Annotated in this window: 19 protein-coding genes and 1 pseudogene; 8 read left to right on the top strand and 12 right to left on the bottom strand. The window is 40.1% G+C overall.

The genetic code is table 11. From position 1 onward, the window contains the following. Positions 1 to 57: 57 nt before the first annotated feature. A complete protein-coding gene (locus tag RT228_RS10805) occupies positions 58 to 312 on the bottom strand; it encodes a DNA-binding protein (protein ID WP_313138672.1) in 255 nt (84 codons plus the stop codon). Between the two features lie 537 nt (positions 313 to 849). On the opposite strand from RT228_RS10805, the gene RT228_RS10800 reads away from it, so the two are divergent. The 6 genes from RT228_RS10800 (at position 850) to RT228_RS10775 (ending at position 7,115) form a co-directional block, all read left to right on the top strand. Then, a complete protein-coding gene (locus RT228_RS10800; protein ID WP_313138671.1) occupies positions 850 to 1,695 on the top strand; it encodes an RteC domain-containing protein in 846 nt (281 codons plus the stop codon). Between the two features lie 251 nt (positions 1,696 to 1,946). Next, the gene (locus RT228_RS10795; RefSeq protein ID WP_313138670.1) at positions 1,947 to 2,300 is read left to right on the top strand and encodes a helix-turn-helix domain-containing protein; all 354 of its coding nucleotides are present in this window, start codon (positions 1,947 to 1,949) and stop codon (positions 2,298 to 2,300) included. A gap of 5 nt (positions 2,301 to 2,305) precedes the next feature. Beyond that, positions 2,306 to 2,587, top strand: a complete 282-nt coding sequence (locus tag RT228_RS10790; protein ID WP_299183161.1) for a helix-turn-helix domain-containing protein — start codon at positions 2,306 to 2,308, stop codon at positions 2,585 to 2,587. Between the two features lie 100 nt (positions 2,588 to 2,687). After that, positions 2,688 to 4,148 (top strand): DUF3945 domain-containing protein, encoded by a 1,461-nt coding sequence (locus RT228_RS10785; protein ID WP_313138669.1) that lies wholly within the window; start codon positions 2,688 to 2,690, stop codon positions 4,146 to 4,148. A 2-nt stretch (positions 4,149 to 4,150) separates the two neighbouring features. After that, positions 4,151 to 6,244: a DNA topoisomerase 3 gene (locus tag RT228_RS10780; RefSeq protein ID WP_313138668.1), complete on the top strand. Its 2,094-nt coding sequence runs from the start codon at positions 4,151 to 4,153 to the stop codon at positions 6,242 to 6,244. Then, positions 6,234 to 7,115, top strand: coding sequence for an ORF6N domain-containing protein (locus RT228_RS10775; RefSeq protein ID WP_313138667.1), 882 nt, complete (start codon positions 6,234 to 6,236; stop codon positions 7,113 to 7,115). Before RT228_RS10780 ends, RT228_RS10775 begins: the two co-directional genes overlap by 11 nt. Before the next feature lie 34 nt (positions 7,116 to 7,149). Here the strand turns inward: RT228_RS10775 and RT228_RS10770 are convergent, their stop codons facing one another. Beyond that, on the bottom strand, positions 7,150 to 7,326 hold the full coding sequence (locus tag RT228_RS10770) for a histone H1 (protein ID WP_313138666.1): 177 nt from the start codon (positions 7,324 to 7,326) through the stop codon (positions 7,150 to 7,152). A gap of 171 nt (positions 7,327 to 7,497) precedes the next feature. Here RT228_RS10770 and RT228_RS10765 point away from each other — a divergent pair, with 171 nt between their 5' ends. Both RT228_RS10765 and RT228_RS10760 read left to right on the top strand, forming a co-directional pair. Continuing rightward, positions 7,498 to 7,935 (top strand): DUF1896 domain-containing protein, encoded by a 438-nt coding sequence (locus RT228_RS10765; protein ID WP_313138665.1) that lies wholly within the window; start codon positions 7,498 to 7,500, stop codon positions 7,933 to 7,935. Further along, on the top strand, positions 7,922 to 13,348 hold the full coding sequence (locus RT228_RS10760) for an N-6 DNA methylase (RefSeq protein ID WP_313138664.1): 5,427 nt from the start codon (positions 7,922 to 7,924) through the stop codon (positions 13,346 to 13,348). The genes RT228_RS10765 and RT228_RS10760 overlap by 14 nt, the downstream gene beginning before the upstream one ends. Positions 13,349 to 13,350: 2 nt before the next feature. On the opposite strand, the gene RT228_RS10755 is transcribed toward RT228_RS10760, so the two are convergent. The 10 genes and pseudogenes from RT228_RS10755 to mobB all read right to left on the bottom strand — a co-directional run bounded on the left by RT228_RS10755 (position 13,351) and on the right by mobB (position 23,442). Continuing rightward, positions 13,351 to 14,841 carry a SulP family inorganic anion transporter gene (locus tag RT228_RS10755; protein WP_313138663.1) on the bottom strand — a complete coding sequence of 497 codons (1,491 nt, stop codon included), beginning with the start codon at positions 14,839 to 14,841 and terminating at the stop codon, positions 13,351 to 13,353. Between the two features lie 352 nt (positions 14,842 to 15,193). After that, a complete protein-coding gene (locus RT228_RS10750) occupies positions 15,194 to 16,012 on the bottom strand; it encodes an RteC domain-containing protein (RefSeq protein ID WP_313138662.1) in 819 nt (272 codons plus the stop codon). 88 nt (positions 16,013 to 16,100) lie between these two features. Further along, entirely contained in the window at positions 16,101 to 16,703 is a 603-nt protein-coding gene (locus RT228_RS10745) for an HD domain-containing protein (protein ID WP_012026439.1), read from the bottom strand. A gap of 78 nt (positions 16,704 to 16,781) precedes the next feature. Then, the gene (locus RT228_RS10740; protein WP_078677425.1) at positions 16,782 to 17,471 is read right to left on the bottom strand and encodes a VIT family protein; all 690 of its coding nucleotides are present in this window, start codon (positions 17,469 to 17,471) and stop codon (positions 16,782 to 16,784) included. Between the two features lie 32 nt (positions 17,472 to 17,503). Then, entirely contained in the window at positions 17,504 to 18,073 is a 570-nt protein-coding gene (locus tag RT228_RS10735; protein ID WP_200911887.1) for a cytochrome b/b6 domain-containing protein, read from the bottom strand. Between the two features lie 9 nt (positions 18,074 to 18,082). Then, a complete protein-coding gene (locus RT228_RS10730; protein WP_313138661.1) occupies positions 18,083 to 18,325 on the bottom strand; it encodes a phosphatase PAP2 family protein in 243 nt (80 codons plus the stop codon). A 25-nt stretch (positions 18,326 to 18,350) separates the two neighbouring features. Beyond that, positions 18,351 to 19,073, bottom strand: a pseudogene (locus tag RT228_RS10725) (efflux RND transporter permease subunit); the annotation flags it as partial. Positions 19,074 to 19,549: 476 nt separating this feature from the next. Further along, on the bottom strand, positions 19,550 to 19,945 hold the full coding sequence (locus RT228_RS10720) for a hypothetical protein (protein ID WP_281031988.1): 396 nt from the start codon (positions 19,943 to 19,945) through the stop codon (positions 19,550 to 19,552). 108 nt (positions 19,946 to 20,053) lie between these two features. Then, the gene (mobC, locus tag RT228_RS10715; RefSeq protein WP_313138660.1) at positions 20,054 to 22,051 is read right to left on the bottom strand and encodes a conjugal transfer protein MobC; all 1,998 of its coding nucleotides are present in this window, start codon (positions 22,049 to 22,051) and stop codon (positions 20,054 to 20,056) included. 101 nt (positions 22,052 to 22,152) lie between these two features. Beyond that, complete coding sequence (mobB, locus tag RT228_RS10710) at positions 22,153 to 23,442, bottom strand: conjugal transfer protein MobB (protein WP_073063022.1); 1,290 nt, start codon at positions 23,440 to 23,442, stop codon at positions 22,153 to 22,155. Between the last annotated feature and the right edge of the window lie 87 nt (positions 23,443 to 23,529).

Here is a 23,529-nt window from a genome sequence, read left to right as displayed (position 1 = left end):
TAGTAAGGAATTCAAGGGAGTCAATTTTCAACCTTTTTAATGAGTAGAAGTTAACTTCTACTCATTAAAAAGGTTCATAATATCTTTTCTGTTGTAGTAATACGAACCAAGTATTTTGCGACACTGCAATTTACCACTGATACGCAGTGTTTGTAGTGAAGCTGGTGAGATACTGAGTAGTTGTCTAGCTACTTTAGCCTTTACCCATTCAAGAGAGGTTTCTTTGCTCTGTTTAGCTAATAGTTCTTTTAGTTCGCCAATGATTGTTTGAGCAAACAGTTTTAAATCTTCTTTTGTGATTTGATTTTCCATGATAGTTGTTTTTTAGGTTAAGCAACTAAGGTATTTGTCATTACTATAAGTTGATTTAAAAGGCAAAAAGATGACGTATTTGGCTTTTAACAGAAAAAAAAGTCAATTATTTTTTTAAAACTAAAGTATTCAGATGTTAGAAAAAGAACTATAAAAAAGATAAATAACATTATGCCCCAGATCAAAATATACAATTTCTTTCTTTTATCTAAAAAGATTAATTAGGTTCAAAGTTGTTTATAAAGAGTAGTTTACAAGAATTGAAAACCTTATCGGTAACGATTTAGTAATGGTGCTTACTGCACTTGCTTTCATTTGATTACCTTGTAAATCATTACTGCAAATGTAATAAATTAATGGGTAAAGTATATTACTGCTTTACCCTTTTTTCATCTCCCCTAATATAAAAATCTTTGAAAAAATTCCCACACTGGGGAGAACCTGTGATATTAGTTTCAATATTATTTCCAAATTTTGGCATACAACAATAGTTGCAATTCCGAAACAAATAGTGATAACTTCAAAAAAGACTATGCTATGGAAATCGTGTTGAGTAAAATATTATCGCAAATTAGACATCAGGAAGATGACCTGTCTTCTCAAATGATGCGAACGGCAGACGAGGCATACCAAATGACCTTATTCCTAAATGAAATGCTGGGAAGCATAAAAGCAAAAGTATTGCAGGATAATTTTGTGGATGAACAGCAGGAGATTGACTTTTTCAAGAATATCAAGCCACAGGTTTTAGGAAAGCTCATTTACTATAATAAAGTGTTTCGTATTGAAACGACCTGCCCCGTGAGTAATGGTAAGATACATCAAAGCTATTACGAGAACCTATTGAAAACGCTGAAAGCAGAATATAAAGAAAGTATCTGCAACGAGGATTTTTATAGGTACTATCGGGCTTGCAGAATTGACCGGGACCATATTTACTTCCGGCTCGGTCAAATCAATTACCACGATGGATTAAAGAGTGGCGTATTTGAAATTGACCTTAGCTTTTCTACTTATTATGATAACAAGATTGCCCACATTATAGCCAACGAACTCCTCTACACTTACCTGCTTACCAAAATGAACCCCGAAGAAAATCCTGATGCGATTTTAATAAATGGAGATGCAAACAAGGATATTTCTTGGACTAATTCCCAAAATGCACTTATCGAATTGATATACGCCCTATATGCTTCAAATTCCATTGCACACGGAAAAATCGGCATCCGAAAATTAGCCTTAATTTTTCAAGTGTTGTTCAGAACTCCGCTAAACGACGTTCATCATTCTTTCCACCGAATGAAAACAAGGGCTGGTTCAAGAACAGCATTTTTAGACCAACTTAAAATATCCCTCGAAGAATATATGGACAAAGACCTTTAGCTATATTATTAGATATGTTCAAAGCGGTACATCAAAAGTGTACTGCTTTTTTTATGCCAATATCCGCCAATGGTCGAACACTTCCAATAGCCGAATACAAAACATACCAAATCCCCTAAAATGCTTGTCTGAAAAGGGTTTTGCCCGATTGCAAAAATTTTCAAAAAACCACCCAACCAATTGGCGAGGGTTGGCGGACAAACTCTGCCACCCTTAGCAATTTTGCATTGTGAACATTAAAAAGCAATGCGATGAAAATAATCACTATTGAAGAAGAAGCGTGGCAACAGCTAAACAGCCGTATCAACGCCATTGCCGACTACCTGAAAAGACAGGAAGACACCAGCTATAATGACTTGTGGCTCAACAATCACGAGGTATGCCAATATCTGCACATCAGCGAAAAAACTTTATGGCGTATGCGTACCAAAGGCGAAATAGCGTACTCCAAAATTTATGGACAATACTTCTACACCATTGGAGCAATCAAGGATATGCTCAATGCCAATGCCGTACAAAGTAGCGATGAATATGTACAGGAACTTATGGCAAAAGGCAAAAGCTATATCGAAAAAGGCAGAAAGCTGAAAACAGACAAAAAGTAAGTGCTATGAATATTGACAGAATGGAATTTATATCGTGGATGGAACGACTAATCGACAGGCTGGATATGTTGAGCGACCATATAGACGATTTAAAAAAGAAGCGTAACAGTATTGACGGCGAAGAACTTTTGGATAATCAGGATTTACTGCAAATGCTGAAAATCAGTAACCGTTCCCTGCAACGGTATCGCTCCATCGGTAAGCTACCCTATTATACGATAAGCGGAAAACTGTATTACAAGCTATCCGATGTACATCAATTCATCAGAGAGAGTTTTAACAAATAGAAAGCCAATGAGTGCCAAACACTGCCTTTGACTGCCACTTCAAGTTACACAGTAACAACTTCATTTACTTTCGGCACTAAAACTTTAAAATTTTCAGATTATGAGCGAAGAAACAACGAACAAACAGGAAATGCCCGAACAGTTATCGGACATATTATTGGTGTTGGATAAAGAAAAAATGAAAATCCAAGCTGTAAAGAGTATTGACGAAAACGGAAAAATGGAAACCGTTGACCCAACTAAAAAGAACCAAAATCAGTTTATGCGTGTGGACAAACACGGCGATTTATTTTCCAACTTCTTCTCCAATTTTTGGAGGCAGTTAAAAGACCCTACCCAATTTTCATTTTTCAAAGTATCTGCTGATGAAGCGGTAGAAAAAGCAAAGGAATTTCAAAAACAGGTAGATAATCCTGCTCCCGAGGGCGAAAAGGAAATGAAAAAGCACGAAGTGAAAACCGATACAAAAGAGAATAATAAACAAGAAAATAATAATGATATGGCAACAACACAAACAACACCGGAAAAAAGCGAATACCGCTACCAGCCGGAACAGATTGATTGGGACACAATGAAAAATCTCGGATTGAGCAAAGAATATCTTGAAAAAAGAAACCTGCTTGACCCCTTATTAAGAGGTTACAAAACTAATGAGCTTTTACCGATTGGCATTAATCTCGGTAGTACAATTCTCCGCACGGATGCCCGTCTGTCTTTACAGCAAGGCGAAGACGGAAATGTTATCGTGGCAATACACGGTATCAAAAAAGAACCTAACCTGCACTTTGAGTTCTTCGGACATAAGTTTACAGATGAGGACAAGAAAAACCTGCTCGAAACAGGCAATATGGGGCGTGTGGTTAATCTAATCAATTCTAAAACAGGCGAACTAATGCCGTCTATTATCAGTATTGACAGGCTTACCAATGATATTGTTGCTCTACGGACGGATTTCATTAAAATTCAAGATGATATAAAGGGTGTGAAGCTGACTGATGAACAAAAGCAAACCTTAATGGAGGGCAAACCGCTCAAATTGGAGGGTATGATTTCTACAAAAGGAACGGAGTTCTCGGCAACGGTACAGTACAATGCCGAAAAACGCTATCCTGAATTTTTGTTTGACCGTAGCAACTCCAACGGACAAAAGCAAAATAACCAACAAAGCAATCAGCAAAGCCAACCGCAGGAAGCTCCAAGAGCATTCCGTGGCAAGGAACTGACCGATGAGCAGTATAAGGATTTCAAAGCGGGTCAAACCGTGTATATGGCAGGTCTGGTTGATAAGAAAGGGCAAACGTACAACGGTTACATCACATTCAACAAAGACACCGGAAAAACAGGCTTTGAGTTTCCTAATCAATACAAGGAAAGAATACAACCTACCGAAGCCCACAAAACGCAAACTGCCGTCAATTCGCAGGGCAAAACCAACGAAGCGACCAAAAACATCAAAGAGCCTTTGAAGTCGGGGCAACAAAGACCAAAAAATGAAAAGCAACAGGAGCAACAGAATAAACCCAAAGCACCTGCAAAATCAAGAGGTAAAAAAGTGAGTTAATTATGAAAACAATCATCGCAGAAAAACCAAGCGTAGCAAGGGAAATAGCGGGCTTGTTGGGAGCTTCCGATAAAAAGGACGGCTACCTGACAGGCAACGGCTATTTTGTTACGTGGGCGTTCGGACACCTTATCGGTTTAGGAATGCCCGAAGATTACGGCATTTCGGGATTTGACAAGGCTTCATTGCCCATACTCCCGAACCCGTTTGTTTTGACCGTTCGTAAGGTCAAAAAGGACAAAGGCTATCAAGCCGATACAGGAGCATTGAAGCAACTGAAAGTAATCAAAGAACTATTCAATAAAAGCGACAGTATCATCGTTGCTACCGATGCAGGTCGTGAGGGAGAGCTTATTTTCAGATACATTTATGAATATCTGAAATGCCGTAAACCCTTTGAACGGCTTTGGATAAGTTCGCTTACCGAAAAAGCCATAAAGCAAGGGTTTGACAGTCTGAAAGACGGAAAAGAATTTGACGGATTGTATCAGGCGGCACAAGGAAGAAGCCGTGCCGATTGGCTCGTGGGTATCAACGCTACACAGGCATTGAGCATAGCCGCAGGCAATGGTATTTATTCGCTGGGCAGAGTGCAAACGCCTACATTGGCTTTAATTTGCAAACGCTATTTGGAAAACAAAAATTTCTCGGTTAAAAAGTATTGGCAAATTCAGCTATTACACCATAAAGAGGATATTGATTTCAAAAGCATATCCAAAAAGAAATGGGACGAACAAAAGCTGGCAGAAGATACCTTGCGTTCAATCCAAAGACACGGCACTGCTACGGTTGTATCTGTGGAAAGCAAGAATGTAACGGAGCAACCTCCACTGCTTTTTGACCTCACGGGCTTACAAAAAGAAGCCAACAAAAAGCTGAACCTATCAGCCGAACAAACCCTCAATATTGCTCAAAGCCTTTACGAAAAGAAATTTATTACCTACCCCCGTACCGGAAGCAAATACATACCCGAAGATATGTGGGCTGAAATCCCCAATCTCGTAAGAGCATTACAGGACAACGAAAGTTTCAAACAAGCTACATCCAAATTGAAATGGGGTCGGTTTAATAAGCGAATTGTAAACGATTTGCGTGTAACAGACCACCACGGTTTGTTGATTACCGACAAGATACCGTCTGCCCTCAATGCAGACGAAACAAAGGTCTATAATATGGTTGCGTTCAGACTGCTCGAAGCCATTTCACAAGCCTGTATCAAAGAGATTACCGATATAGCAATGGAAGCATCCCACTATGATTTTACGTTGAAAGGCTGTAAGGTTTTGGAAGCTGGTTGGCGTTCGATAAAAGGTGCTTTTTCGGACGAAGATACAGAGCCGATACAGGATTTACCCGAACTGAAAAAAGGCGATGAACTTAAAATCAAGGAAGCCGAAGTTTTGGAAAAGAAAACCAAACCGCCTGTGCTATATACAGAAGCCGGACTGTTATCGGCAATGGAAACCGCAGGTAAGGAAATCGAAAACGAAGACGAACGGAAAGCCCTGCAAAACATCGGTATCGGAACTCCGGCTACAAGAGCCGCAATAATCGAAACACTGTGTACACGTAATTATATCCAAAGGGAAAAGAAATCCTTAATTCCGACTGAAAAAGGATTACAGGTATATGGACTGGTAAAAGACAGAAAAATTGCGGACGTTTCTATGACTGCCGAATGGGAATTGGCTTTGCAAAAAATCGAAAATAACGAGATTGATACAAGAGTGTTCCAAAGAGAAATGGAAACTTATGCGAAATCCATTACCGATGAACTGCTGCATACCTCCATTGCCAATGCGAAGCTGCCCAAACTTACCTGTCCGAAATGCAAAAGCCAACAGCTTATTATCCGTGATAAGATTGTCAAATGTCCTGATGAAAGTTGTAGTTGGGTGCAGTTCCGTAATATCTGCGGTGTACAAATTGGTATTGCCGATATTGAAAACCTTGTCAATAAGGGCAAAACTTCCCTTATCAAAGGAATGAAAAGCAAGGCAGGTAAGAAATTCGATGCTTACATCGTGTTGAATGAACAAGCCGAAAGCTCATTTGAATTTGAGAAAAACAAAAGCTACAAACGCAATGGAAAATAAACCAGCTATTGTACCGCAAGAAATCAGAAATCTGATTTACACCATACGTGGCAAACAAGTGATGTTGGATAGCGACCTCGCTACGCTGTATCAGGTGGAAACAAAGAACCTTAATAAAGCCGTAAAACGGAATATCAACAGGTTTCCTGCTTCTTTTTGCTTTCAACTGACCGAAGAAGAAGTTGAAAACTTGAGGTTCCAATTTGGAACCTCAAGTTTGAATTATGGCGGAAGACGTTACCTACCCTACGTTTTTTCGGAAATGGGGGTCGCAATGGCTTCCGCTATTCTCCGTTCAGATATAGCCGTTAAAATCAGTGTTGAAATAATGGAAGCGTTTGTAGAAATGCGGAGAATGCTCATCAGCAATGCTTCTTTATTTCATCGGTTGGATAAGATTGAACTCAAACAGCTTGAAACGGACGTAAAATTTGAAGAAATCTTTAAGGCTTTGGAAAGCGGTAAACTGCAAAGCGAAAAAGGTATTTTCTACAACGGACAGGTCTTTGATGCTTATACCTTTGTTTCCGATATTATCCGAAGTGCCGAACGTTCCATTATCCTGCTGGATAATTATGTGGACGATACGGTGCTGACCCTATTGGGCAAACGCAATGCTAATGTAACCACCACTATTTATACCAAAAATATCAGCAATCAGCTACGGCTGGATGTTCAACGCTACAACAGCCAATATCCGCCTATTGAAGTAGAGATTTTCTCCGATGCCCACGACCGCTTTTTGATTATTGACAGTGCGGAACTATACCATATCGGAGCATCACTCAAAGACTTGGGTAAAAAATGGTTTGCTTTTTCGAGAATGGATATAGAAGTCGGCAGAATGCTTCAAATTCTGAACACTCCATAAAACAAAACCCTCCGAATTTTCAGAGGGTTTTATTTTAGCCTTTAGATGCTTCCAAAGATGCTTTTCTGAACTCTTTTAAAAGTTTCTCCAAATCAAGAGAAGCCTTTCGGGCTCTCGTACCTGCTGCCTTGTTCCCTTTTTCTGCCTGTAATTCTGCATCAGCTTTCAACGCTTCATAGCTTGCGTTGATTTTTTCAATTAGTTCGTTCATTATGATAATGGATTAAAATTTATAACAGGCAAAAATACACTTTCTGCCTTTAAATCCTGTCACTTTACGCCAAATCCTACCTCTCAATGCCAAACCCTGCCACTTCTTCAGAGACACTTATGTACCGCTATAATTTTAGGCTTTAAATAAAATTCTAAACAAAATTATAGTATGAGTACACAGCAAAAAGACCTATCGTATTTCAGATTACGACTGCAAGAATTATTAAACACCAGCTTCCCCGAAAAAGCAAACGACCAAAAATTTATAGACCAGCGTTCATCGTGGGCTGCCAATGCCTACGAGGGTGCGTTTCGCTCCGGAAATGCTATCGACCAATGCAACGAAATAGCCAATTACATACTTTTCGAGGGGCTACACTTTTCCAAGTTTGATACGGTTTTCCAAGTGGTATGCAATGAGTTTGATACCCTGATGGCAGATGAGGAACTGCGACCTTTCGCCCTGAAAATGCTCCCTGTCTGTGAGCCTGTTTTTTCAAGATATACACTAACCGATGATTTCGCATACGGTTATGAGTTTGACCTGCTCTATACCGAAACAACCGGAGCAATCGCAATATGGATAGAGGAAAATGGGCTTCAGTAAAAAGCAACACCTCCAACAGAATATTGATGCTCTGCGGATTGCTTTTACATTGGAAAAGGAGAAACGGCAAGCCACCGTAAGCGAAAGACTGTCATTGATGCAATATAGCGGATTTGGCGGTCTTAAATTCGTTCTGAACCCCATAGCGGACGAAACAGACATCAACCATTGGCGGAAGACCGAACACGATTTATTCCCCATTACGCAGGAACTCCACCAACTGCTCAAAGAAAACTTCGAAGACGATAAGCAATACCGCAGGTATGTGGATAGTATGAAAAGCTCCGTACTGACGGCTTTTTATACCCCGCCACAGGTCATTGATGCGATTTCCGAAACCTTGCGTGAAAGCGGTCTGAATATTGACAAATTCCTTGAACCCTCCGCAGGTATCGGCTCGTTTATACAATCATTTTCCGAAAACCAACAACCCAAAATTACTGCCTATGAAAAGGATTTGCTGACAGGTAAGGTTTTAAAACAGCTTTATCCCGAAAGCACTATCCGTATAAGTGGTTTTGAGGAAATCCCCGAAAAGGAACAAAACAGCTATGATGTAGTCGCAAGTAATATTCCGTTTGGCGATACCTCCGTATTTGATTTATCCTTTTCCCGAAGCAAGGACAATGCAAAAGTACAGGCTTCCCGAAGCATTCATAACTATTTCTTTTTGAAAGGAAATGATATGCTTCGTGAGGGTGGTTTACAGGCGTTTATTACTTCGCAAGGCGTTTTAAACAGTCCGAAGAATGAGCCTATACGGAGGGCGTTAATGGAGAACAACAATCTGGTTTCAGTTGTGCGGTTGCCCAACAACCTGTTTACCGATTATGCTGGTACGGAAGTAGGAAGCGATTTGATTATCCTGCAAAAGAATACGGCAAAACAAAGTCTGACCGAAACGGAAGAACTGTTTTGCCAAAGTAAACAGACCAAATACGGTACGCCAAGCAATGCTTTCTTTCAGAACGGCACGAGGGTAATCCATACCGACCGTAAAATTGATACCGACCCCTACGGACAACCTGCAATCATCTATACACATAAGGACGGAGCTGAGGGCATTGCCAAAGATTTGAAGCAAATGCTTTCAGAAGATTTTGGAAAGCACCTGAATTTGGATTTATATAAAGGCGAACGGAATGATGAACCTATAATACAAATTCCGGTTGAACCAACGGTTATACCTCTGGTTGTCGAACCCGAAATCATTCAGCAAAAACCGCAACCTGCACCCACGCCTGTAATCCATCGGGAAAGTCCGCAGGAATTAAAACAGATGAGCATTTTTGACCTGTTTGAAAATGCGAATGAACCCGTAATGGTGGTTGCTCCACCCAAAAGAACCTCGCAAGCCAAAAGACAAACTACTAAAAAAAGACGGGGTGCAATAGGTCGTCAAACCGACCTGTTCGGTGGTACGATGCAACAACCTTATACACCACCAAAATCTAACGGTACACCACTAATAAACGGCAAAAAACAGGAAGTCATTGGCGACCTGTTTTCGGGTATGGGTGGGAATGGCCAAGCTGATAAGCCAGCCATTCCCGTAACCGTTTCCAATACTATTCCCGAACCTGCTCCGTACAGTGGCGAACTGCAATCGTTCCACCGAAACGACTGCCTTGTCGTGGATAACGGTTGGGTCGGTCATCTGCAAGATATAGATACCGCAGACGGTACGGCTGTTTTCCACCCTTTGCAACTACCGTCCTTGCAGAAAGCAAGAGCCGAAGCGTACATAGCTGTACGTGATGTTTACCAACAGCTTTACAACAAAGAAGCGGAACTGCACACCGAACATAAAGAAGAAAGGGAAACTCTTAACAGCCTTTACGATGCCTTTGTAAAAAGATACGGAAATCTCAACGATGCTAAAAATATCGAACTTATCAAAACGGACAGTGCAGGTAAAGAAATGCCCTATTTGGAGCGTGTCATTGGTGGTGTGGTACATAAGGCAGATATATTCAACCGCCCTGTAAGTTTTTCAACCGCAACCATAGCAACGGACAATCCCGAAGAAGCCTTAGCGGCTTCGCTGAACAAATACGGAAGCGTGGATTTGGACTATATGTCCGAAATCAGCGGTATGACGGACGATGCTTTAAAAGAAGCCTTACACGGTCGCATCTACTACAATCCATTGCAAAAGGAATATGAAATATCCGAACGCTGGATTGCAGGTAACGTAGTGGAGAAAGCCAATGAAGTAAGAGCCTACCTCGAAAACAATCCCGATGATGCCCAAGCCAAAGAAAGCCTTACCGTATTAGAGGAAGCAAGACCAAGACGTATCGAATTTGAGGAACTCGATTTTAATCTCGGCGAACGTTGGATACCCACAGGCATTTACGCCCGATTTGCTTCGTACTTGTTCGAGGCAGAAGTGCATATCCATTATGCCGATAGTGCCGATGACTTTTCCGTAACCTGCAAACAGAAGAACGTACATATTTGGGATAAATATGCGGTCAAAGCCCAAAGCCGGACGTATGACGGGATTGCCCTGTTCAAACACGCCCTTGTCAATACCACACCCGATATTTCAAAAACAATAACGGTTGATGGCAAAGATGTCAAGGTGCGGGATATGGAAGCCATACAAATGGCGAATACCAAGATTGACGAAATCCGTACCTCCTTTACCGATTGGCTTCACGCCCAAAACGATGAGTTCAAAACAAGGCTGACCGACCAATACAACGATACCTTTAACTGCTTCGTCCGACCGGACTATGACGGCTCACATCAGGAGTTTCCGGGATTAGACCGCAAGGGATTAGGCATTGAAGACCTGTATTCGAGCCAAAAAGATGCCGTTTGGATGATAAAGCTCAACAACGGAGCTATCTGCGACCACGAAGTAGGTGCAGGAAAGACGTTGATAATGTGTACAGGTGCACAGGAAATGAAGCGTTTGGGAATGGCTCATAAACCGATGATTATCGGGCTGAAAGCCAATATTCCCGAAATAGCCGAAGCCTACCGCACCGCTTATCCCCACGCCAAAATCCTCTATCCCGGCGTTGATGATTTTACGCCCGAAAAACGCCTGCGGATTTTTGGAGATATAAAAAACAATGATTGGGACTGCGTGATATTGACACACGACCAATTCGGAATGATACCCCAATCGCCCGAGATACAAAAGGAAATTCTCCAAGACGAATTGGACAGCGTAGAGGAAAACCTTGATGTTATGCGAAGTCAAGGCGATGACATAACGCAATGGATGCTCAAAGGAGCGGAAAAACAAAAAGACAACCTCGTAGTCAAGCTCAAAACCCTGCAACACGATATTGAAAACCGCAAAGATGACATTGTGGACTTCAAAATGATGGGCATAGACCATTTATTTATTGATGAAAGCCACCAATTCAAAAACCTGATGTTCAACACAAGGCATTCAAGGGTTGCGGGATTGGGCAATCAACAGGGAAGCCAAAAGGCATTGAACCTGCTTTTTGCTATCCGTACCATACAGGAGCGTACCCAAGCGGATATGGGTGCGACCTTTCTTTCGGGAACGACTATCAGCAACTCACTTACTGAACTTTATTTATTGTTCAAATACCTGCGACCACGGGCATTGGCAAAACAGGGCATTAACTCCTTTGATGCTTGGGCGGCGATTTACGCGAAGAAAACAACCGATTACGAGTTTTCGGTGGCTAACAATATCGTGGCAAAAGAGCGTTTCCGCTATTTTATCAAAGTGCCGGAACTGGCTCAATTCTATTCCGAAATCACGGACTACCGTACTGCGGAGATGATTGGTATTGACCGCCCCGAAAAGAACGAGATATTTTACAACATACCTCCAACTCCGGACCAGGAAGAATTTATCCAAAAGCTGATGAAATTTGCCGAAACAGGCAAAGGCGAATTACTCGGCAGAACACCGCTATCAAAATCGGAGGAAAAGGCAAAAATGCTCATCGCTACGGATTACGCCCGTAAGATGTCATTGGATATGCGAATGGTAAGCCCACATTACGCAGACCACCCCGACAATAAGGCTTCACATTGTGCCAAGAATATCGCCAAGTATTACAATAAGTTCAATGCACAAAAAGGAACACAGTTCGTTTTCTCGGATTTGGGAACGTACAAGCCGAACGAATGGAATGTGTACTCCGAAATCAAACGCAAGCTCTTGGAAGACCACGGCATACCTGCAAATGAAATCCGATTTATACAGGAAGCAAAAAACGACAAGCAACGCAAGGCACTTATCAAGGGAATGAACGACGGTACAATCCGTGTGCTGTTTGGTTCTACAAGTATGCTCGGTACAGGCGTAAACGCACAAAAAAGAGCCGTTGCCGTTCATCATTTAGATACACCGTGGCGACCGTCCGACCTCGCCCAGCGTGACGGTCGGGCAATCCGCAAGGGTAATGAAATCGCTAAACATTTTAATAACAACAAAGTGGATGTCATTATATATGCAGTAGAAAAATCATTGGACAGCTACAAATTCAACCTGCTGTACAACAAACAGCTATTTATAGACCAGCTAAAATCCAATAATCTCGGCAAACGTACCATTGACGAGGGCAGTATGGATGAAAAATCGGGTATGAACTTCTCCGAATATGTGGCTATCCTTATGGGAAATACCGACCTTTTGGATAAAGCTAAAATAGAAAAACAGATTGCCGGATTGGAAAGCGAAAAACAGGCGTTCAACCGCTCTAAATACAGTGCCAAATACAAATTGGAAGACTATACGGCAGAATTGGACAAAGCCCAATCCCGCTTTGACCGTATGAGCCTTGATTGGAATAATCTGCAAGGGCGTATCCAAAAACGTCCTGACGGTACTATTGCCAATCCTGTACGGTTAGACGGCTTGCCACCCAATGCGGATATAAAACAAATCGGTGCAAAACTCAACCAGCTTGCGGACAAAGCCCGTACAGGTGGGGATTATGAGGAAATTGGCAGTTTGTATGGATTTCAACTTTTGGTCAAAACGGAAATGTCGCAAAAAGAGGGTGTGGACATTCGTGTAAACCGTTTTTTGATACAGGGCGAGGGAAATATCAAATACACGTACAACAACGGTATCATTGCCAAAGATGAAAAATTGGCATCAATGAATTTCCTTAACGCATTGGAAAAACTGCCTGCCTACATTGAACAGGAACAAAAGAAAATAGCCGAAATACAAAAAGATTTACCTGTTCTTCAGGAAGTGCTTAACAGTACGTGGAGTAAAGAGAGCCGGTTGAGCGAACTCAAAACGGAACTGGCTGCCATTGAACGAAAGATACAATTATCCATCAAACCCGAAACGAAAGAAGAACCCGAAGAGCAATCCGAAAAACACAAGCAAACGCCACAAGTTTCGGAAAGTATTGTACGGACAAAAGGTATTCATTTGCCACGTGGAGTATTATAATATTACTGCTCGTCCTCTTCATCCATTTTCTTAATCAAGGCATCACGCAAGCTGTCAATAAATTTGGTACGGTTTATTTTCCTTGCTTTAAGTTCCATAAACGTATGATAGAAATCGCCCAAACTAATATTGAATGTACTTTCAAATGTTTTAGCGATGGTTATTATATCTGCATTGCCAAATGCACCCTGCGAATGCAGTGCGTAAATCAATTCGGTTATCGTAGAGCCAAAGAATAAAGGACCAAAAATTTCATAATGCTTTATTCCCTTTTCATCGGTATATTTTCTTGCCCTGATACGTTTGGCACTTTCCCAAGCAAACACCAAAGCGGAAATGAAAACACCGATTAATACGGCTAAGGCGAGGTTATGCAAAACAACCGTAATCAGGGCTACCAACATACCAACGAAAATATCGTGTCTTGGCATTTTGTTGATGATGCGAATGCTTGCCCATTCAAACGTACCGATAGCCACCATTATCATCAGTCCTGTCAATGCAGCCATTGGAACTTTCTCTATCAGGCTGCTGCCAAACATTACAAAGACTAACAACATTACCGATGCTACAATGCCCGATAGTCTGGCTCTTGCTCCATTGGACACGTTGATTAAACTTTGACCAATCATTGCACAACCGCCCATTCCCGAAAACAGACCCGATAATAGATTTCCGGCTCCCTGTGCTACCGCTTCACGGTTGCTATGCCCCCGGGTTTCCGTAATTTCATCCACGATGTTTAATGTCAGTAAACTTTCAATCAACCCTACACCTGCAACGATGGCTGCATAAGGGAAAATGATTTGCAGGGTTTCAAATGTGAATGGTATAGAGGGAATGTGAAACGGCGGAAAGCCACCTTTGATGGAAGCAATATCGCCAACCGTTTTCGTGTCGAGTTTCAGGACATACACCAATCCGAATACGACCAAAATAGCCGTCAAAGAAGCGGGAATGGCTTTCGTCAATTTCGGCAATCCCCAAATAATAAGCATTGTTAAGGCTACCAACCCTACGAGCAGGTAAAGATTAGTACCTGTAAGCCAATTGCCGGAAGCGTCTTTAAACTGGTCGAGCTGCGACATAAAAATGATAATTGCCAAACCGTTTACAAATCCGAAGATTACGGGATGCGGTACAAGGCGGATGAGTTTTCCTAACTTCAAAAATCCGGCAGCCATTTGTATCAAACCTGCAAGTATAACGGTGGCAAAAACGTATTCCACACCGTGGCTTTTGGCTAATGCAACAACAACAACTGCGACTGCTCCTGTTGCTCCTGAAATCATTCCGGGACGACCTCCTAAAATAGATGTGACCAAACCCATCATAAAAGCGGCATATAAACCGACCAACGGAGAAAGACCTGCAATCAAAGCAAATGCCACCGCTTCCGGAACCAATGCCAAGGCTACGGTTAAGCCTGATAAAACTTCTGTTTTGTAATCTACCTTTTGTTTAAAATCAAACAAATTAATGATTTTCCGCATATATGTATAGAGTTAAAATTGTTGAAAAATGAAATGAGCCGAAAGGGTAACTTTCGGGTACGACTAAACGACCAATAAAATTAAATTGGGAAAAACAACGATTATCCGACTATCAAGGCGGAGTAACTTGGGAAGATATTTGTGTTGTTCTTTTCATTGAGTTCGCAAAAATACAATTCCAACATAGATGTAACAAGTTTATACGAAAAAATAATAGGAAAGAACGTCAGTGCAGTAAATAATACAGTTCAATATCCTGAATACTTACTCTTTCTGTACCATTTCCTCTATTGGCGATATTCAGAATATTAAATTCTGTGTTATGATAATTGTGACAATATCCTCGTTCATTTCATATTTCTTCTTGTTCGTCCATTTTCATAATCAGTGCATCACGTAGGTTGTCAATGAATTTGGTACGGTTTATTTTCCGTGCTTTAAGTTCCATAAACGTATGATAGAAATCGCCCAAACTAATATTGAATGTGCTTTCAAATGTTTTGGCGATGGCTATTATATCTGCATTGCCAAATGCACCCTGAGAATGCAGGGCATAAATCAACTCGGTTAGTGCTGTTTTGCTTTCTGCCCAATTTAAAGAAGAACTGTTGGATGGCTTCTTCTGATTGTTATTAGTCAGTTGGTCCTCAATATAAACTTGTATCAGGTCGTTGGCAATTATCTTTGATGCTTTATAGTCGTGGGAAGTAGAAAAACGGGGGTCAGTTTCAAAATAAATGGTATCCAAGCTCAATTTTATATCGTATTTGCCCCGAATAAACAGCTTATCATCAATAAATGAGTTATTTGTTCGGTAGTATTTATAAAATTCAAGATTATTATCAAAATACCTTTTGAGCTTTCTCAATTCTTCATTGAGGTATTTCCGTATAGCCTTTGTATCATTGGGCTTCTTTGTTTCGATTTTATAAATGGCATTGTAATAAATGAGTTTTGAAACGATAGCAGGTTTCTGATGTTTGAAAAAATGGATTTCTTCATCAATGTCTTTAAAACCACGTTTTAATACAACTTGTTTTAATTTAGCTATTTTGTCTATAGTTAAGCCAATAGCTTTTTCGCATAATGCTAAAGAGCCATTAAATTCGATAGATAACTCATTAATCTCGTCATCTAAATCTCTAATTATGTTTTTACAAAAATCGTTCATTTAAAAAGGTAGTATGATATGGCTATTCTTTAAAGGATTTTCCTTGCACTAAACCATAAATATTCAATAATAAAATTGTTTTGGATTCTCAAAAAGACTTTATCAAGCCTTCCAGGTATTCTATATTGGCTTTCTTTCCGGTTAACAGCCTATCTTTGCAATATGCTGTATAAAAACAGTGTTTGTTGAGAAAGTCCAATGACTTCTGTAATTTATCTGGAATTATGTGCCCTGATCGTTGTTCTGTTTCTTTCCATACAAGTTCATCCATTTGACGGAAATCTTTGGTTCCTAAATGGTACACATCCGAATCCCGTAAAATATCTTCGATTAAATTGGTTGGTTTTGTATTTGCCTCTGTTGCCATAATCGCTTTGTTTATTGCCAGTATAATACTGGCATCAATTTTCTGGCTACGTAAAAATTGTTCCATAATAAATGCTCCTCTTTTTTCATGGCCATCCATTGGCCCAAATAATTGACCGGTATCGTGGAACCATGCTGCCGCCAACAAAACAAATCTTTCCATATTTTTCAAACGATAGAAATCTGCCATTTCAGCTGCATTTTTAACAACAGCCTTTGTGTGTTCCAGATTATGATAGCATAGTTCAGCGGTAGTCTTTGAATCAAACAGGCTTACTACATACTCCGCTATTCTTTTTAAATAATTTTGCTTTGATATATCCATTGTATCAATATTTATTAAATTGACAATTACATTGGGATTAAAACCTAAATATTCTTTTGATTTTGCCGTTCATCATTGTTAGGAAATATTTACGCCAAATACATACCCAACAATTGCCGTTATTACCATTGCAATAGTCCCCCAGAAGCAAATTCTAACTATTGCGACCCCTATATTGGAGCCCCCTGTTTTGGCAGCAATAGCCCCCAAAATCATTAAGAAAATAATCGAAAAACCATATTGGTAATACACCATATTTTTTTCTGGAGCAAAAATGGAGACCATCATTGGCAACGCTGCTCCGGAAAGAAAAGAGAAAAACGATGCTACTGAAGCCTGAAAAGGTTTTGCTACAGTAATCTCGTTTATTCCTAATTCGTCTTTTGTATGTGCTTCCAGTGCATTGTGATCTGTAAGTTCTTTCGCCACGAGCATTGCTGTTTCTTTGCTGACACCTCTTTTTTTATAAATTTTTGCCAATTCGTGGAGTTCAATTTCAGGCATTTTTTCTAACTCTTTCATCTCCCTGTTTATGTCCGATTTTTCTGTATCAGCTTGTGAGCTTACAGAAACATATTCTCCTGCGGCCATCGACATTGCTCCTGCGATGGTTCCCGCCAAAGCCGCCAAAATTATAGCATGTCGGCTGGGATCTGCGGCAGCAACTCCAATTACAATACTTGTGGTGGAAAGCAATCCGTCATTAGCTCCTAAAACAGCAGCTCTTAACCAACCCACTCTGTTTACATAATGTTTTTCCAATTCCATTTTTATAATTATTTATATAGTTTATATTATTTTTATTCTCCACCTATCATCTTAGATACTATTCCTTTTTTATTTGTCAGTTCACCAATTACGATTCCGCCAAAATGCAATAAAATGAATATCGGAAACCAATAAATGGCCCACTTATGAACAGCTTCCATGGGTTCTTTCCATTGACCATCACCCCATTTCAGGTAAAATCCTGTAACAATAGAAACGGCGATGAACAGATAAAAAATTACATAAATAAATCCTTGCATTCTTTCCTTTACTGATTGGGATTTCTTCAACGGATCAGGAAATTTAATTCCCTTTACGAGCATATAAATTATCCTTACTAAGAATGCCAGAAACATAAAGTAGGCAGCATATTCATGCCATTCCCACATCGGTTTCTGAATGCTTTTTACGATAGGTATTATCTGTCCCTTTTCAAGTGAAATGTTGTGGCTTTGCATCTCGGTTTCAACCGTATCTATAATTGTTTTTTTGCTCATCCAGTACATCCGTAAAAATCCGGTAATAAATAAAATAGACATTAATAGTGCAACAGACCAATGTAAAATCCGGTGAATTACTGTAAACTGATTTTTGTTTTCCATTTTCATATTTTAAAATGTTTTAATGATTGCTAATCCAAATTGTTTTGTTTGATAAGTAGGTAGAATAACCAGTGATGCCTGATTCTTTTTATTTGCAAACCATTTTGAAATGGTTGGAAACAACCAATACGCCACTTCTGTCGATAGAATGCCAATGCCTGCTCCGGTCATCACGTCACCAACCCAATGTTTGTCATTAAAAATCCGGTAGATTCCTGTCATGGCAGCAATCGGATAGCCGGAAATACCCAACCAAAAATTGGTTTCATTATATGCCTATGAGGCCTTCGCTGCGGACATATAAAACAGTAGGCCCTTTTTCGATATATGCACCGCCGGTATTTTGATTATTTTCTTCCAAAGCCGAAAAAATATCGTTGATGCTAATCCCGTAGGCATTGAGTTTGTCAGGATTTACTGCAATTTCATATTGCTTGAGCTTGCCACCGAAACTACTCACTTCAGCAACCCCCTTTACGCCTAATAACTGCCTGCGTACAATCCAGTCCTGAATGGTACGCAGTTCGGCGATGTCATATTTTTGTTCGTAACCTTTTTTGGGGCGGACTACATATTGGTATATTTCGCCCAAGCCGGTAGAAATTGGCCCTAATGCCGGTGTACCGATCCCTTTCGGGATTTGACTTTGTACTTGTTGTAGGCGTTCAGCCACCTGTTGTCTTGCCCAATAAACATCTATATCATCATCAAAAACAATGGTAACGAGCGAGAGTCCAAAACGGGAAAAGCTGCGTATTTCTTTGGTGCCGGAAATATTGCCCGTAGCTTGTTCTATGGGAAAGGTAACCAGGCGTTCAATATCCGTCGCACCAAAAGAAGGTGCTATCGTGATAACCTGTACCTGGTTATTGGTTATGTCGGGCACGGCATCAATGGGTAATTTTGTGGTTTGGTAGGCACCAATTCCAATGAGCGCAATGACCAAAAGCCCTATGATGAGTTTATTCCTTACGGAAAACTCAATGATTTTAGTAAGCATAGTTTTACTTGTTAATCAAATTATTATTCAATACAATTACAAATAGATACAGCAGTATTTATCGTAAATAAAATAACAGGATTAACCAATTGACAACCACATTCCATGAAGCTCCGGTTTTATGGAGACAGGAATGAAGAATAATGATATAACACTTTGATGTATGAGATTAGTGCATAACAAAACCACATCTCAACAAAGTTTCAGGCAGGCCATACAGAATACCTTAAAAATTGAGTTGAAGATGAAATTCGATACAATCATGCCATAAGAAAAGCCCATGCAATAGGCAGATTATCACAAAAACAATGAGGCAATGTTTTTTTAATTTTGGAGGAACCGAAAAAGAATAAAATCTTTTCTCCAAAGTATAATACCAACCTGCATTCAATAGAATGTGCTAATACTGCATAACAAACCTTTCCTTATGCAAAGTGCAAAAAGAATTTACGAAAAATCAATCGGTTAAAAAAGGATTAACAAGATCTTGGCGGGTGCCAAATAGAAGAAAGGAAATTGTTATCAGAAAAGGTATCGTTGTAAAGTACTACTTTAGCTTCCCGGTTTACGGGAGGTCTGGCTTCTATCTCGAAAGAAAAAGGGGGCGTGACCACGAAACAAAAATTCAAAAAATCGGTATGGGCAATGAAAGGAAGTTTTTGATCCTGATCATAATCATCATCGTGTGGATGGTTTTCAAGGTGGTTGCCTTCGTAATGAAGTACCAAAAACTCCATTACGGAAATTTGGGGATTTTTTTCTTTATGCTCGAAATAATGTTCTACCAGCAAAGGAAACCTCAACAACTGACTTAACTCTGTTGTTGAAATAAGATATGTAGATAGAAAAAATATTGTGAGCACTTTTTTCATAGCACAAAGTTACGGAAAAACCACATTTAATCTCATATTTACAGTAATTTATACTGTATCCAGATAAACTATTTGCATTTTTTGGAAATTTAGACACTTTTTTATTACTTACCGTGAAAGCAAATGCTGCAAATCAGGGTCGTTTTTGATGCGTTCCATTTCGCTTTCAATAATATTTACGATGTCTATTTTTATTTGGCGGTAATTGCTTTCAATTTCCTGTTTCATTTTGTCTTCTCCGTGTTCATCAACAAAGGATAGGATTTCCGGTATCTTCTGATATACCTTAGTTTCTGCGGCAACTTTTTCATTATCTACTACGATTTCAGCGTGGAAAATCTTTTGCTCGATACGTTCATCGAAGTTGTCCGATACGGAACCGACAAACATACCCTGTGTGAGCGTTGAAATTTTGGAAGCCGGAATAAGGCTGTCTAACTGTGTGGAAATAGAGGTAGATTTATCATTCCTGTTAATCGTCATACTTTGGCGTTTCTGCAATACTTTTCCGAAGCGTTCCGAAAGGCTCTTTGCCGTTTCTCCAACCACCTGACCACTGAAAATATTACCTACTGTATTCTGTATTACCTTGCTCTCTTTGTCGCCATAATCCCTTGTTAATTGCGAAAAATCCTGAAATCCTAAACATACTGCCACCTTATTACTTCTGGCAGTTGCGATAAGGTTATCGAGTCCCCTGAAGTAAATCGTGGGCAACTCATCTATGATTACTGAACTCTTTAACTGTCCTTTCTTGTTAATGAGTTTTACAATTCTTGAATTGTACAAACCCAATGCTGCGGAATAAATATTCTGACGGTCAGGGTTGTTACCTACACAAAGTATTTTCGGTTCTTGTGGGTTGTTGATATCCAATGAAAAATCATCCCCTGTCATTACCCAATACAGTTGCGGGCTAATCATTCTTGACAAAGGAATTTTTGCCGATGCAATCTGTCCCTGTAATTGGTCTTGTGCACCGCCTTGCCAAGCATCCATAAACGGCGATAAGTAGTTTTCCAAATCGGGATAGGAAGTTAAAATCGTGAATACGTCCGAATATTTTTTATTCAGCAATTCAATAGCGTGTGGGAAAGTACAATACTTACCGTCCTCATAGATTTTCAGATACCAGATAATTGCTGCCAATAGGATAATTGGGCTTTCCACGAAAAAATCCCCTTGCTTCTGTATCCACGACCTGTTAAGGTTAAGCATTATGGTATAAGCTGCTTCGTAAGCATCGGAAATGTCCGTCATAAAATCGGGATTGAGTGGATTACACCTATGGCTCTTGCGTGGGTCGTCAAAGTTGATAACGTAGAATTTAGGCTGTACTTTGTACTTATCCCTGTGCTTTAATAAATGGTTGTATGCAATGGTTGAAAGGTCGTCAAACTTGAAATCGTAGATATACATACTAAAGCCTTTCTCAATCTGCTGCTTGATATAATTGTTTACGATTGCATACGATTTTCCTGACCCCGGAGTACCCAACACAATTGAGGCTCGAAAAGGATTGACTATGTTAATCCAGCCATTGTTCCATTTGCCTTTGTAATAAAACTTCGTGGGAAGATTGACAGAATATTCGTTTTCCATCAGCGTTGTTTCCTGCTGAAAGCTCTCGTTCTCATTATTGAAAACATCATCCATCAGATTGGTACGAAGCAGTCGACTCATCCATACACCTGCCATCAACAAGGCGATATAACCTAACGAGATAGTAAGGATATAAAGAAATGTGCCTATTACCGGAGATAGTTTTAACAATGGTGTGTTCAGAAAGAACAGCACAAAACCAACTCCTAAAGCCACGTAAATTTTAGACCAGGTTATTTTTTCATTTTTTACACCTTTGGTTCCCAGACAGCTCAAAGCCAGCAATACCAAAGCAAATACTTTGGTATATAAAGTGTGCGAAAACAGCCCGGCAGTACGCTGAAAATTGCTTAATATCTTGTTGATTACTTCCAGTGTCCAGCCACGTTCCATAAAGAAACCGTAGCAAAACCAATAAAGGTGCATCAGTACCAATAGAATACTTACTGCCCTCATAAAAGCCATTATCTTGGCAAGTCCTCTTAAATCGTCTTCTCCCTGCATTATTTTAAGTTTTAATGTTCGGGCGTGAATTTATAGGCTCTACATAGTGGCTATAAGAATTTGGCAGTCATTGGCTTTGAGTGGCGGTATTTGGCTGAATACTACTGCTGACCTCTTTTGCGTTTACGTTTCTTCTTCATTTTGTTGGCAAAGCCCTGTTCCTCGTAGTCTTCTCCCTGTGCTTCAGGTATAAGCAAACCTCCAAAGGCTTCAATCAAACGGTCTTCGTGTTTTTCAGTAGTTAAGAAATCGAACAAATGATGTGGTTCTTCCGCAGGAAGATCCGCATCATTTGATGGGGATGTTTTTGGCAGTTGTACAGTTGGTTCTTTAATATCCGGTTTGATGTTGTTGTTCCAATAATCATTAAAGGTATTGGCGGAAAGTTCCTTGCTTAAACGTGAACCGTTCCATACGCTTTTAGAATTGTGGTCTATAAAGGTCATTCCGTAAATACGTCCCGTGTCATTTCTACGCACCACAACATTAATCCCTTGTTCCCCTAATTGTTTTTTAAAAGCCTGTTCATTGTTTGTGGATTGCAGGGCAATAGTAACGGCTGATTTTAAGGTCTGTTTAGCTGGGGTATCTTTCAGTGTTGTTTTGCATTTCGCAAAATGCAGTTCCAAAGCCGGAAGCCCTGCGTTCTTTCCGAAAAGCGAAGCCTTAAACGGATGTCCGGCTCTTTCGCCTTTCTCATTCAATGGAATGTACAATAAACCCTGCTGTGCCTTTCCGTGTAATTCTCCCTCCACTTTCTCGGTAGTAATATTGAACAGGGATAGCAAAGCATTGTATTCTCCCAAAGTTTGGTATTGATAATAGTTCGGCAAGTGGCGAATGACCGAAGCAATCTGACTTTTTATATCACTTGCCCGATAATCCACCGGACGAAAAACCTTATCATTGTGATTATGTTCTTTGTCCGTTGCGGGTATCAGACCGTGTTTTCTTTCCAGTTCACGGCATACATTCATAGACCGCATTTTCTCAAAACTATCCGAAATTTTCACGCCCTGTTCGTCCACGCAGACCGATACGATATGGATATGGCTACGGTCAATATCGGTATGTTTGAAGACCACAAAAGGCTGTTCGCCGTAACCCATTTCCCGCATATATTCTTGTGCCATTTCCCTATACTTGTAATCGCTAACTTTATCTTTCGGGTCGGGATTGAGCGAAATATGCAAGGTGTGATATTGCGTATTGCGATTTGCGATAAGGTACGGCTCAAAAGATTGGGTTAATTGAGAAACGGTATATGCTCCGCTTGGCGTTTCAATTATCTTATTGGTAAACAGAATTTGTCCGTTTTCCTTTTCCACTTTCAGATTATTATATGCCAACGCACCGTACAAATTTTCGCTTCTTCCGATTTTTGCTATCATTTTTCATTGATTTTTTTATTTTCTTAATGGTAATGAAGCGTGGATGAGCTATTAATTTTTATCTTTTAATGGATAGCTCATCCAGGT

Origin of the sequence: Myroides sp. (genome assembly GCF_032073645.1) — a bacterium.
GTDB classification, from domain to species: Bacteria; Bacteroidota; Bacteroidia; order Flavobacteriales; family Flavobacteriaceae; genus Flavobacterium; species Flavobacterium odoratimimum.
Note: the sequence above shows the minus strand (reverse complement) of the source record. Positions and strands in the feature narration are given on the sequence as shown.